The organism is Pseudoalteromonas sp. S8-8 (genome assembly GCF_000497875.1).
GTDB classification, from domain to species: domain Bacteria; phylum Pseudomonadota; class Gammaproteobacteria; order Enterobacterales; family Alteromonadaceae; genus Pseudoalteromonas; species Pseudoalteromonas arctica.
The window spans coordinates 18,133-31,459 of record NZ_AUTR01000031.1; the positions used below are offsets into that span (position 1 = coordinate 18,133).

General features: G+C 38.7%; 12 protein-coding genes and 2 tRNA genes. 8 read left to right on the forward strand and 6 right to left on the reverse strand.

Annotated features, from left to right (window positions below; genetic code table 11):
• Position 1: 1 nt before the first annotated feature.
• The gene (clpS, locus tag L659_RS0109160) at positions 2-310 is read right to left on the reverse strand and encodes an ATP-dependent Clp protease adapter ClpS (protein ID WP_007585109.1); all 309 of its coding nucleotides are present in this window, start codon (positions 308-310) and stop codon (positions 2-4) included.
• 209 nt (positions 311-519) lie between these two features.
• On the opposite strand from clpS, the gene cspD reads away from it, so the two are divergent.
• Both cspD and L659_RS0109170 read left to right on the forward strand, forming a co-directional pair.
• Positions 520-738: a cold shock domain-containing protein CspD gene (gene cspD / locus L659_RS0109165; protein WP_002962500.1), complete on the forward strand. Its 219-nt coding sequence runs from the start codon at positions 520-522 to the stop codon at positions 736-738.
• Between the two features lie 525 nt (positions 739-1,263).
• A complete protein-coding gene (locus L659_RS0109170; protein WP_007585113.1) occupies positions 1,264-3,486 on the forward strand; it encodes an NADP-dependent isocitrate dehydrogenase in 2,223 nt (740 codons plus the stop codon).
• Positions 3,487-3,802: 316 nt separating this feature from the next.
• Here the strand turns inward: L659_RS0109170 and L659_RS0109180 are convergent, their stop codons facing one another.
• From L659_RS0109180 to L659_RS0109195, 4 genes are all read right to left on the reverse strand, one after another.
• Positions 3,803-5,050 carry an amidohydrolase family protein gene (locus L659_RS0109180; RefSeq protein ID WP_024590331.1) on the reverse strand — a complete coding sequence of 416 codons (1,248 nt, stop codon included), beginning with the start codon at positions 5,048-5,050 and terminating at the stop codon, positions 3,803-3,805.
• A 12-nt stretch (positions 5,051-5,062) separates the two neighbouring features.
• The gene (locus tag L659_RS0109185) at positions 5,063-6,445 is read right to left on the reverse strand and encodes an amidohydrolase (RefSeq protein WP_007585115.1); all 1,383 of its coding nucleotides are present in this window, start codon (positions 6,443-6,445) and stop codon (positions 5,063-5,065) included.
• Between the two features lie 100 nt (positions 6,446-6,545).
• The gene (locus L659_RS0109190) at positions 6,546-7,331 is read right to left on the reverse strand and encodes a hypothetical protein (RefSeq protein ID WP_024590332.1); all 786 of its coding nucleotides are present in this window, start codon (positions 7,329-7,331) and stop codon (positions 6,546-6,548) included.
• A 278-nt stretch (positions 7,332-7,609) separates the two neighbouring features.
• The gene (locus tag L659_RS0109195; RefSeq protein ID WP_024590333.1) at positions 7,610-8,302 is read right to left on the reverse strand and encodes a hypothetical protein; all 693 of its coding nucleotides are present in this window, start codon (positions 8,300-8,302) and stop codon (positions 7,610-7,612) included.
• Between the two features lie 125 nt (positions 8,303-8,427).
• On the opposite strand from L659_RS0109195, the gene L659_RS0109200 reads away from it, so the two are divergent.
• Together L659_RS0109200 and L659_RS0109205 are read left to right on the forward strand one after the other, a co-directional pair.
• On the forward strand, positions 8,428-9,300 hold the full coding sequence (locus L659_RS0109200) for a fructosamine kinase family protein (protein WP_024590334.1): 873 nt from the start codon (positions 8,428-8,430) through the stop codon (positions 9,298-9,300).
• 103 nt (positions 9,301-9,403) lie between these two features.
• The gene (locus tag L659_RS0109205) at positions 9,404-9,607 is read left to right on the forward strand and encodes a CPXCG motif-containing cysteine-rich protein (protein ID WP_008166246.1); all 204 of its coding nucleotides are present in this window, start codon (positions 9,404-9,406) and stop codon (positions 9,605-9,607) included.
• A gap of 1 nt (position 9,608) precedes the next feature.
• On the opposite strand, the gene L659_RS0109210 is transcribed toward L659_RS0109205, so the two are convergent.
• Positions 9,609-10,235: a riboflavin synthase gene (locus L659_RS0109210; protein WP_007585130.1), complete on the reverse strand. Its 627-nt coding sequence runs from the start codon at positions 10,233-10,235 to the stop codon at positions 9,609-9,611.
• A 128-nt stretch (positions 10,236-10,363) separates the two neighbouring features.
• On the opposite strand from L659_RS0109210, the gene L659_RS0109215 reads away from it, so the two are divergent.
• The 4 genes from L659_RS0109215 to L659_RS0109230 all read left to right on the forward strand — a co-directional run bounded on the left by L659_RS0109215 (position 10,364) and on the right by L659_RS0109230 (position 13,149).
• Positions 10,364-11,734, forward strand: a complete 1,371-nt coding sequence (locus L659_RS0109215; protein WP_010552611.1) for an MATE family efflux transporter — start codon at positions 10,364-10,366, stop codon at positions 11,732-11,734.
• Positions 11,697-12,761, forward strand: a complete 1,065-nt coding sequence (locus tag L659_RS0109220; RefSeq protein ID WP_024590335.1) for a DUF3080 family protein — start codon at positions 11,697-11,699, stop codon at positions 12,759-12,761. The genes L659_RS0109215 and L659_RS0109220 overlap by 38 nt, the downstream gene beginning before the upstream one ends.
• A gap of 113 nt (positions 12,762-12,874) precedes the next feature.
• Positions 12,875-12,951: transfer RNA gene (locus tag L659_RS0109225), tRNA-Val, on the forward strand.
• A gap of 121 nt (positions 12,952-13,072) precedes the next feature.
• Positions 13,073-13,149: transfer RNA gene (locus L659_RS0109230), tRNA-Val, on the forward strand.
• The last annotated feature ends 178 nt before the right edge of the window (positions 13,150-13,327 follow it).

Below are 13,327 nucleotides of genomic sequence, written 5' to 3' on the forward strand. Positions count from 1 at the left end.
TTTATTCCTGCTCACAACTACAAAGCAGTGGATGCTCGTTATCACGCGCGTAGCGGTTAACTTGTTCAGCTTTGGTGTGGGCTACGTCAGCGCTGTAAACACCACATATACCCTTACCTTTTTCATGAACCTGAAGCATCACGTCGGTTGCTCTATCGCTATCCATATTAAAAAACGTCGTTAAAACTTCTATTACAAAGTCCATCGGCGTGTAGTCGTCGTTATTTAAAACAACTTTATATTTTCGCGGCGGCTGTAGCTTTTGCTTTTCGCTGTCGCGAACTGTATCGATAACACCTGAATCTTTCATACCACTCATAATTAAATATAGTCTTGTCTTTGTAACTCAAGCAAACTTGAATAAAAAATAAATAAAATGTTAAAAAAATAACTCAAAACACTTGACTGGTTGGCTAAATAAACTACAGTCAAACGTAGATTGATTAAACCTTAGTCAGTCTAGCAAATAATACAATTTAGAATAACTAAATTAGTCAACTTATTGAAGGATGTAGAAGTATGGCTTGCGGTAAAGTTAAATGGTTCAACAACGCTAAAGGTTTTGGTTTCATCGTAGAAGACGGCTGCGAGAATGATATTTTCGCTCATTACTCAACAATTGTAATGGACGGTTATAAAACGCTTAAAGCTGGTCAAGATGTAACATTCGAATTAGAACAAGGACCTAAAGGTCTACACGCTAAAAATATTGCCCCAGATGGTGACATTATTGAGTGACTATTGTTTTGTTCGACTAAAGCGAGTGACCTTTTAAGATCCTCGCTTAATTCCTTAAGCATACTAACTTATCTCTTCTCCCCTATTTATTGCCTCTTTTCATTCAAATTCAACCCTTTTCCTTGAATTTATTTTATATACCCCAATGTTCTAAGAGTTGATTGTTTAACTGCTTATTGGGCATGCTCAACCTCTAGCCCTTTTTATTTAAGCTTGTTACACTCTTGGTGCTAAAAATTGCGTATTAACGCAGCAACTAATCCAACTTGTCGCCTCTTTTATATGTACTAGGCTAAAGGCTGATTTATTTTTGTTAATTTTTTAGCTATAAATACAATTCCAGTTCGTCAGGTGTGACTATTCTGCTTTTATAAAAGAGCAACGCTGAGTAACAACACCTAACAAACTATTCATTACGAGCGTATGTATTCATTAACATGTTTAATAATATGTACTCACTCATTAGTAATGATTTTCTTTGCATTGTTGAATAAGACCTTTTCGGTCTACTATCTAGGAATGATGATGACATCAAAAATTATCTATACAAAAACGGACGAAGCTCCGGCACTAGCAACTTACTCGTTGCTACCGATCATCCAAGCATATACAAATGCGGCCGGTGTTGAAGTTGAAACTCGCGATATCTCATTAGCAGGTCGTGTAATTGCTAGCTTCCCTGATTATTTAACACAAGAACAACGCATTGGTGATGCACTTGCTGAACTTGGCGAGCTTGCTAAAACACCAGAAGCAAACATCATCAAATTACCAAACATCAGTGCATCTGTACCACAGCTTCGCGCTGTAATTAAAGAGCTTCAAGCAAAAGGTTACGCTCTTCCAGAATACCCTGTTGAACCTAAAAATGATGAAGAAAAAGCAATTCAAGCTGCTTACGACAAAATCAAAGGCAGTGCAGTAAACCCAGTACTACGTGAAGGTAACTCTGATCGTCGCGCACCAGGTTCTGTAAAAGAATATGCACGTAACAACCCGCATTCAATGGGTGCGTGGAGCAAAGATTCAGAGTCTTATGTTGCAAGCATGAGCGAAGGCGACTTCTTTGGTTCAGAAAAGTCAGTAACTGTTGATACAGCCACTGATGTACGTATTGAACATGTTGCAACTAACGGCGACGTTTCTGTACTTAAACAAAGCACGCCTCTTTTAGCTGGCGAAGTTATTGATGCATCAAGCATCAGCGCTTCTAAGCTTCAAGCTTTCTTAGCTGCTGAAATTGACGCTGCTAAAGAAAAAGGTGTTTTATTCTCGCTTCACATGAAAGCGACAATGATGAAAGTATCTGATCCAATTATCTTTGGTCACGCTGTAAAAGTATTCTACAAAGATGTATTTGCTAAACACGGTGAGCTTTTTGAAGAGCTAGGTGTTGATGTAAATAATGGTTTAGGCGATGTATATTCTAAAATTCAAACATTAGACGATGCTAAGCGCGAAGAAATTGAAGCGGACATTCAAGCTGTTTACGCTAGCCGCCCTGCTATTGCTATGGTTGATTCTGACCGTGGTATTACAAACCTACACGTACCAAGTGACGTGATCATCGATGCTTCTATGCCTGCTGCAATCCGTTCAAGCGGTCAAATGTGGAATAACGATGGTAAATTACAAGACACTAGCTTTGTAATTCCAGATCGTTGTTACTCGGGTATTTACCAAGCAACTATTGATTTTTGTAAAGTAAATGGCGCGTTTGATCCAACAACTATGGGTAGCGTACCTAACGTTGGCCTTATGGCTCAAAAAGCTGAAGAATACGGTTCACACGATAAAACGTTTGAAGCTAAAGCTGACGGTTCTATCCGTGTTGTTGATGCAAATGGTAATACATTACTTGAGCACAGTGTTGAGCAAGGCGATATTTGGCGCATGTGTCAGGTTAAAGACGCACCAATCCAAGATTGGGTTAAGCTTGCAGTAAATCGTGCACGCGCAACAGGCGTTCCAGCTATTTTCTGGTTAGACGAAAACCGTGCACATGATGCAGAGCTAATCAAAAAAGTAAATAAATACCTACCAGATCACGATACAGCTGGCCTAGATATTCAAATTTTAGCACCGCTTGAAGCAACATTGTTCTCACTAGCGCGAATTAAAGAAGGTAAAGACACTATTTCTGTAACAGGTAACGTTTTACGTGATTACCTTACAGATTTATTCCCAATTTTAGAGCTAGGTACGAGCGCTAAAATGCTTTCAATTGTTCCACTTATGAACGGTGGTGGATTATTTGAAACTGGCGCGGGTGGTTCTGCACCTAAGCATGTTCAACAATTCGAAAAAGAAAACCACTTACGTTGGGATTCTTTAGGTGAATTTTTAGCACTTGCTGCATCGCTTGAGCACCTAAGCGTAACTACGGGTAACAACAAGGCACAAGTTCTTGCTGATACACTAGATAAAGCGACTGGTACTTTCTTAGCAGAAAACAAGTCTCCTTCACGTAAAGTGAAAGAAATTGATAACCGTGGTTCTCATTTCTTCCTATCTTTATTCTGGGCACAAGAACTTGCTAAGCAAAATGATGACAGTGAACTTAAAGCACAGTTTACTCAAATTGCTAGCGACCTTGAGTCTAATAAAGAACAAATCGTAAGTGAACTTAACGATGCGCAAGGCCCTGCAGTTGATTTAGGCGGTTACTTCCAGCCTAACGATGATGCAGCCTTTAAAGCGATGCGTCCAAGCACTACATTTAACGATATTCTTGCTAAATTAGTATAAATATTGGTTTAAATTTAAAAGCCGCTTACTTGTAAAAGTAAGCGGCTTTTTTTCGCCAATAAAAAAGGTCGTTATCATTAGATAGCGACCTTTTTTGATTAACCAAAACTATTTAAGTTATTTAAGTTATTTAAGTTATTTAAGTTATTTAAACTCTGATTACTTTGTATCATACCAATTCGCTTAATTAAGTGATCAATTTTGAGGCAAGAAAATCTTGTCGATAACAAGGCAAAAATTTCGTGATTTAGTTGCTCTATATCAGAAATTTTTAACGCAGTTAGCGTCAGATTTAATCCCTCAAATTGATTAAGTATTATTGCGGGTTGGTATATGCACGTGGCATTTTTGAATCAGTCGTATAACGGTCACGCAGTTTATCTTGACGAGATTGTGTAGAAACCTCAACCCCATTAATAAACATTTTGTTCACGTGGCTGCTTAGTTCAAACGGGTCATTACTCCACATTACTACATCAGCAGCTTTACCTACTTCAAGGCTACCTGCATTAATGCCAAATACATCAGCAACGTTTGATGTAACCGCTTTTAACGCACCTTCTTGGCTCATACCATACGATACTGCATTACCAGCATCAAAACGCAGCTGATAAATGTTGTGACTTGCATCACCACCTACCGTTAATAATACTTTAACGCCTGCTTTTTCTAGCACACCTGCATTATCTAAACTCGCATGAAGCGAATCAAAACTTGCTGGTAAGCTGTCCATTGCACTAATAATCACTGGGATATTTGCTTTAGCAACGCGCTCTTTAACTACAACAGCATCTTGTGCGCCGTTAAGTACTAAGTTAATACCAAATTGCTCTTTTACTTTAATAAGCTCAATAATATCCGCCGCACGTGATACGCCAACCACTAATGGCATTTCGCCACTGAGTACTTTTGCCATTACTTTGTCTTCAGTACTTGGCTTGTCGTCATCTTTTTTAGCTTTTTTACCGGCTTTCGTTTTGTGCTCATCAAGTTTATTAATCAGTGTTTGCAAAGTAAAAGCACGAGAGCCTTTACTGCGCTCACCTAAGTAAACAATTAAAGCCGCTTGTTTTTGCATGTCGCTGTCAAAACTACCACTTAAATCAACAACACTCGCAAGGCCTGAAAAAATGCTATCGCCGCCATGAGGGGTAATGACATCGCGTGTTACACCGCCTTTACGAGCGTAAGGAATTAAGCTCGAATGCGCGTTGTAAGCAAGACTTACGTCAAAATCAATACTGGCTTTTTCCTCGCCTGCATCGCGAGAGCCTGCAACTGCACTTACTTCAACTAAACCAAGTTGATTAATACTTGCAATAAAGCCAGGGGTTACAATTTGGCCCTTTGCATCAATAATTTGATCTACTTTAATTTCAGTTGGGTTAATCGCTGTGATTTTACCATCTGTCATTACAATACTTGCTGCTTCTAATACACCTTGATCAGATGACGTATGCAATGTTGCATTAATAATTGCTAGCGATTGTGCGCTTACAGCACCAGATGCTAATAATCCTGCAGCAACCAGAGAAAGCGAAAACGAACGTGATAAATTTTTCATTCTGGGTGCTCCTTATTGTTGACCTAACATAAAATCACTTGTTGCTTGATACGCGCTGTCGTTTCTATCGTAAACTTTTGCACCATCAACAAACACTTGTTCAGCTTTAGCATAAACACTAAATGGGCTTTGATTCCAAATAACAACATCGCCCTGCTTACCTGCTTCTAGTGAACCTGTTTTGTCATCAATACCTAGCGATTTAGCAGCGTTAGCCGTGATCCATTTAATAGCGTGTTGCTCAGAAATATCAAAACCGTTTTCGTTAGCACGGTACATAACCTTGCCAGCTTCTTGGTTTAAGCGCTGAATAGTAGTATCTGAATCTGAGTGAACAACTGCACATGAATTTTTAACCGCATCAACAATAGCTACGTTTTCTTGAACCATGTCGTAGGCTTCCATTTTAAAACCCCACCAGTCTGGCCAAAGTGCAGCACACGAGCCATTCTCAGCAAGTAGGTCAGCAATTTTATATGCTTCTACACCGTGATGGAATGTACCCGCGTCGTAATTGAATTCTTTTGACAGGTCAATCATCATTGCCATTTCTTCAGCTTTATAACAATGATTATGAATACGTACTTCGCCCTCAAGCACACCACGAAGCGTATCGTGTTTAATATCACGTACTGGTGCTTCTGGGTTTAAACCTGCTTCATAATCGGCATCGTACTTATCCCATGCACGTTTGTATTCAGCGGCTTCAGCCCACGCCATACGATAACCAGCCATATTACCCATACGAGTTGAAGGCAATACACCTTGACGACCATAAACACGTTTAGGGTTTTCACCACACGCCATTTTTAAACCATACGGCGCCTCTGGAAATTTCATACCTTGCATAGTGTGTGCAGGGACGTTTTTAAGCGTAACGCCGCGTCCACCAAATAAGTTAGCTGAGCCTGGTAAAATTTGTAGAGAAGTAATGCCGCCTTCGCGTGCACGATTAAAGCCTGGATCTTGTGGCCAAACAGAATGCTCAACCCACACTTCTGCAGTGTTAGGGCTGGTCATTTCGTTACCATCTTGATGCGACTCAACCGAAGGGCTTGGGTATGCACCTAAATGTGAATGTACGTCAATAATACCCGGTGTTACCCATTTGCCTTGTGCATCAATTGTAATATCAGCAGTAGCAGTTAAGTCTTTACCAACTTGTTGTACTTTGCCGTCAACAAGTAATACATCAGCCTCATCTAAACGCTCACCAGTACCTGTAAGTACTGTTGCATTTGTAATAAGTGTGCTTGATGTAGAAACGGGCTGATAAGTGCTTGGGTAAGGATTTTTGTTGATTGTTATTTTATCGTCTTGCGGGCCGTTTTCTTGGCAACCTACAAGTGCAGCAGCTAAGCCAACTGCTAATAAAGAAGGTGCAAATTTTTGCATGTTGTTTGGATCTCCTGTTTTTTTGCTACTTTAGCGAAAGCTAAGGAATAAAGCCAAAAAAACAGGTGAAAACGCAGTTAATTAAGATGAATATCTGTAATTATTTCTTTATATAATTGTTATACAACTTTTCAAGCGCACCTTCGGTTGTAAGCGAGGGATCTTTACTAATAAAGTGCTTAACCGTACGCGTTACAAAATCAGAGTTTTGCTTATGTAGCTTTGAAAAATCTTTAATAATTGTATTACCGTCTTTAGCTGCAGTTACTTTGTCATGACGGTGACGATACTGGCTCAATGCTTTATTAAAATCACCTTGGTAGTCTTCAACTAAAATTTTATAAAAGTCACTTTTTTGTACGTTTAAATCATTAATGCAGTAATTTAGCGCCTCTTTAAAGTCGGTAAATATCATGCCCTCTACATCAAACTCTTTTGTTTTTTCACGTACTGCTACTTTGGCATCTTCTGTGGCATAGCTAAAACCAGTAAACGCTAAGCGCTCAGCGGCTTCTTTTCCTAATTTCATACCCGCTTGAATACTATGGGCAAACTCATCGCTCATGTCGCCTAGTTCGTTTTCTTCCCACATGTTATAAACACGCAGTGGTTTTGCATATTTAGTGGCAAGCTTTTTTTTCATTTTAGTAAAGCGCTCATCAATCGTCATCAGCCTTTCGTTATGTAAAAGCGCATGGCACTCATAACAAGCCGCAATAGATATAAAGTCAGCCTCTTCACCTAAATCAACAATGCTTTGTAGCATATGCAGCGGCGGACAATGGTCGCGCTCTGTCGCTTCACAGCCACAATAAAAACACTGGTTAAAATGCTGCTGATCGCAAGCGTATGCTTGCTGATAATAACTGGCTAACGTTTTGCTCACCGTTGCTCCTAAAAAACACGACTAAATTATGGGGGCGATAATAACAGCCTGAAAAAATAAGTCATACCAATTACATTAAATTAGTAATCTATTATTGCGCTAATAAAGTAGCGCAATAATAAGGCGAAATTATAACGCGTAGTTGCTATCACTAATTGCTCCCTGCATTGCTCTACCTCCTGCATCCATGCACTCGTACACGAACAACTTTTAACGCAGTAAGTGCGCTATTTAATGCGATAGAATGATTTTTTTAAAATTGGTATCAGTAGCTATATTTAAATCACGGCCGCAATTAAACCAAACAAGCCACCAAACACACCACCCCACACTACAAGCCAGCCTAAGTGCTCGCGGATCATGGTTTGAATAATCTCTTTAACCATTTTTGGGGTAAGCTCATCTAAGCGCTCATCAACTAGTTTAAGCACCGTTTTATGTAGGCTCTCTGCGCTATTACCTTGTGAGAGTGTTTGGCTTACTAATACTTTAAAGTCGTCAGTTTGGGAAATCTCACTAAGCGACAATTGCATTTTTTCAATAAACTTTTCACGCATTGGCTCGATTGCCGCTGTGCCGCCAAACATACCTAACATGCTACCAAACTGAGATTGCTCTATTACCTCTAACAAATTGTCGAATGCGGGGTTTAAATCAACATTACTAATTATTGGCTCAAAATCGATATTGGGCTGCGCTTTATTGAGTAAATTATTAATTTTTTGCTCTGAAAAAAACTCCGTTAATATTAGGTTTCGTATAGCTACTTTAAAGCTTTCAAACTTAAGCGCAATAACACCCGAGCCATATAAAAACGGGACCTTTTCAAACAACATATGAATCGCTAATAAATTAGTTACCGCGCCAGAAAGTGCAAATAAACCAACTGATAACACAATTGCTTGGTTAAACATAAAACCTACAACAACACATAAACCCGCTAGCAAATTGGTTATTAAACTTTTGTTCATTTTTACTCCATTACAGTAAGTGTAATTTTTATGCAATATAGTCATTAATTTTACAACGTTTAGATTGTTAAATTAATACCTTTTTGCCATAGTTTAAGTATCTGTTTAAAAGGCGAGCAATTGTTATGTGGAAAACAGTAAATGAGCACATCAGCCAAGCCATTAATTTTGACTTTAAACACACCTATAAACGCCAATTACAAAGTACAAATACCGACAAACTATTTCATATTACCAATGGTACGCATAACTTCTTCGTTAAAATAGCATTAAAAAGCGAACTCGAGCGTTTAGAAAGTGAATTTATTGGCTTAAAGCTTTTAGCGCAAAATAGTAATTTTAAAGTCCCTAAATGTATTACAACCGGTGCAAATATAGAGTTTTCGTTTATTGTTTTACAGTGGCTTGTTTTAGATAAACAACCCCACAACACGTGGGCAACTATGGGAAGCAGCCTCGCTAAAATGCATCAAAAGCACGACCAAGCCATGTTTGGTTTTGATGTAGACAACTATATAGCCACTACCATACAACCTAATCGTTGGCACAAAAAGTGGGATGTATTTTACGCCGAAGAACGTATAGGGTGGCAATTACAGTTAATCGCTGAAAAAGGCATTAACTTTATTGAACCCGAGCGCTTAATTAATGCCGTTAAAGAACAGCTGCATAGTCATCAAGTTGAGCCTTCATTACTGCATGGCGATTTTTGGCGTGGCAATATGGGCTTTTTAAAAGCAGAGCCAACAGTATTTAACCCCGCTTGTTATTATGGTGATCGGGAAGTGGATATTGCAATGAGCGAACTATTTGCGCCACTTCCAAAAGACTTTTATAGCGCCTATAACCAGCACTACCCGCTTTCTCAAAATTACGAAAAACGTAAGTTAATATACCAGCTATACCCTATTTTAAATCACGCTAACATCTTTGCCGGTCACTATCTTACTGAAGCTAAACAACATATAGAAAAGCTGGTATTTGAAGGTATAAAATAAGTGTCATAAGCTGCATTTCAGCACTATATTTAATGAGTAAGTAGGCGTTCATCTGTAAGCGATTAAGTTGAATCTAACTTAATTATTTATAACTGGAGTGATTATGAAAGATTTTTTATCACAACGAATAACGTGCCCACATTGCGGACACCATATACATTTAGACTTAGACGCAAGCATGGGCGATCAAGACTACATAGAAGATTGCACTGCCTGCTGTAACCCAATTCATTTAAATATGCATATAGATCATGCTAACAATAAATTAGAGCTACACGTAGACAGTGACGACGAACAAATATTTTAACTTAAGCCTGATGGCGTAAGTAGTTTTCTACCGTATTTACAATAGTGTAAGTTTGCTGATCAACTTCAATATTAAACTTGTCACCCACTTGCGCTGCACCAATGTTTGTAATGGCGAGCGTTTCCGGAATTAGGTGTAACCAAAAACCTTGTTCATCAACTTCGCCCACGGTTAAGCTTGCGCCATTTATCGCAACAAACCCTTTATATAACACATACTTTTGCCACTCTTTTGGCAAGCTGAGTTGTATTTTGCAGTTATTCTCAAGCTTCACTATTTGAGAAATTTGTGACGTACAATGAATATGCCCAGACACTATATGCCCACCTAGCTCAGTACCAAACGTAACAGAGCGTTCGTAATTAACTAAACTACCTAGTTCAAGCAACCCTAAATTAGTTAACTTTAGGGTTTCGTCAATCACATCAAAATGCACTTGCGCTACCACATCGTGATTACTTAGCTCAACTTGCACAACTGTTAAACAACAGCCATTAATAGCAATACTTGCGCCTAAATCTAAATGCTTAACGTACTCATCGCTCACCGATACAACTAAGCGTAAAACACCGTCTGTTTGAGTCTTAGAGACCACCGTAGCTTGCGTTTGCACTATTCCTGTAAACATAAAATCACTTTAAATTATTACAAAGTGCTAGTTTAACGTATCAACTCATAAAATCATTCACTACTGTGATTTTTATTTAAACCCCAATAGATTACAATTACGCCCTATTTTATCAACTAGCTGTTTTTATGACCTTTTGCAATTGGGAAGCCAAGCGTTTACTTTCCCTCGCTTTACCTGTTTTTTTAGCGCAAGTTACACTTATTTTAATGTCGGTCGTCGACACAATTATGGCAGGCCAAGTTAGCCCTACTGACTTAGCTGCACTGTCTATTGCAACAGGAATATGGAACCCTTTATTACTTGGCCTTCAAGGTATTTTATTAGCGCTTACTGGTATTATTGCGCAGTTTTCGGGCAGTGATGACCGCAAAGGCATTAGCCACTATTTTCAACAAGCGCTTTATTTAACCGCTATTTTGAGCTTTACAGGCTTTGGAATTGCCCATTTAGCAGATGCTATTATTTTTAAGCTCGATACAACGCCTGCAATTGCAAACCTTGCCATTGACTACATTCACTTTGTGAAATGGGGTGTATTTGGATTTTTAATTTTTACGGTATACAGAAACGTTACCGAAGGTATGGGAATGACCAAGCCCGCGTTTTACATAAGCCTATTAGGTTTAGCTGTTAATATTCCGGTAAATTATATTTTCATAAATGGCTTATTTGGTTTTCCTGCTTATGGCGGCGCGGGCTGTGGCATTGCCACTGCAATTGTTTTAACTGTTATGGCAATAGCACAAGTCACTTACTGCCAAATGAGTAAAAAAGTAGATGCTAAAGGCCTGCTTTCATCATTCGAAAAACCTAATTTCACTACCATTGGTATTATTACTAAGTTAGGTATACCAATTTCACTCGCCACCTTTTTTGAAGTCACTTTATTTGCGTGTATACCGCTATTTATAGCGCATTTAGGTGCAGTAGCTATATCGGGGCATCAAATAGCAGCCAGTGTAACTACATTGCTGTTTATGATGCCGCTGAGCCTATCAATCGCTATTAGCATTCGTATAGGTAACTTATACGGCCAAAAGAACATGACTCAATTAAAAGTTGCGGTTTCTACCAGCTATATTTTAGCCATTGCTGTGGCGTTATTTTTAGCGCTTATTACGTTTGCCGGTCGTGATTTAATTAGCCAACTGTATACCGACAGCCCCGCTGTTATGGCATTGGCTTCATCAATTATGATTTTAGCGTGTATTTACCAATTACCTGATGCACTTCAAGTTGCAGCAAATGGCATACTCCGTGGGTTAAAATACACCACGCCTATATCGTATATTACGTTTATATCGTATTGGTTAATCGGCTTTTGTTTAGGTTACGTATTGGCAAGAACAGACATAATTGTGCCAGCTATGGGGCCACACGGTTTCTGGACTGGGATAATAGTGGGACTTAGTGTCGCTGCTATTTTATTAATGCTAACGGTAAAAAAACGTCTAAAATATGAATTTCTTAAAATTGATTCACTCAATCAAAACTAATAAACTCAGCCTTAAAACATTACCAGCTGCTTTGCTGGTAATGTATTTTTTAACGCTTACTGGCTGCAACAAACCACAAAGTAGTATAAACGTTACTTATATTGAACGCTTAAGTAGCACAGTTGATACAAGCCCAACACAGCCTGCGCCACTCAAGCAACTCCCCTTACTGCAGCCTACCCCAATAGCACAAAGTGACTTAACACTGAGCATTGTTGAGCTTGCAGGCATTAGCCAATGTAAGCTTAACGTGCTTATAAGTGAGCACAATAACCAATTAGGAAAAACCGCCAGCGCTGCTGGGCAATTAAAATATCAAATAAACTTTATTAAAAGTGCGCAGGTTTGCTTAAACACGCTTGATAAAAATAGTCCTAGTTACACAAAAATACTCGCAGCCAAAAACTACAAAGAAACACACCTAATGCACTTTTTTAACACCATGTTATTTAAAGAGCCTGAGCTAAATCGTACCTGGCAACTCACTTCAAACGAGCTTACTACTGAACCTGCTGGTTTTAGTGATACCGTACTTGCGCTAAAGCAACTTGTACTCATTAAGCAACAAATTAAGGCTAAAGAATTTAGTGAAATTAATGGTGATTCTATTTTTAGTGCACTCGAGCAGCTTAATAAATTTCAATTTAACCAAGTACTCATTCAATCGGTCCGCAAGCAGGTAGTGTTAAATAACAACGCCACGCAGTTTGTAAAAACATTAAACTTTAATACGCTGTGCCCTCAGGATAAAAATAATAAAAACGCAAAAATCATAAGCAATGTATTTCAAAAGTTTTACCTAAAAGAAATTCAGCCCTATCAAGCGCAGTTAACTGGTTATCTAGAGGCACTACAACCGCTTTATAATGAGCTTTGGTTTAACGAAAGTATCTCAAGCCCTCAAATTAATAACTTAGTCAAAACGGACTCAGCAAGTAACTTACTGAACTTACTAAAAAGCTCAGCTAAAAAACATGTGGTTTGGTGGCAAGTATTTTATAAAACGTGTGAAATAAGCCCAATATGAATAAAAAAACGGCAAATAAACTCAAAAACAACAAACTTGCTTGATTCACTAACCGCCACGCTATATATTAGCCGCCGTTGTTAAGCAATTAACACCTACTTAAATAAAGTAATACGACTGTAGCTCAGTTGGTTAGAGCACTACCTTGACATGGTAGGGGTCGGTGGTTCGAATCCACTCAGTCGTACCAACATTAATGAAACGTATAATTGAAGGAAAGAGCACTACCTACTCTTGACCACCCGGTCCAAAGGTCAGTAGTTCGAATCCACTCAGTCGTATCAAAATTTAAGTAAAACCTCAAAAATTGTACGACTGTAGCTCAGTTGGTTAGAGCACTACCTTGACATGGTAGGGGTCGGTGGTTCGAATCCACTCAGTCGTACCAATTCAAAGCAATAAAAAAACCTAAGAAAAAGCACTACCCACTATTGAACACTCAACTTCAACAGTTAATCATTAATTAACGATCGCTTACAACCAGGTTATAGCTTTATTTCTTGTAAATTATCCTTGTGAGTTTTGTTGACATTTCATGATTAAAATTCATTCAATTTACGGGGGGG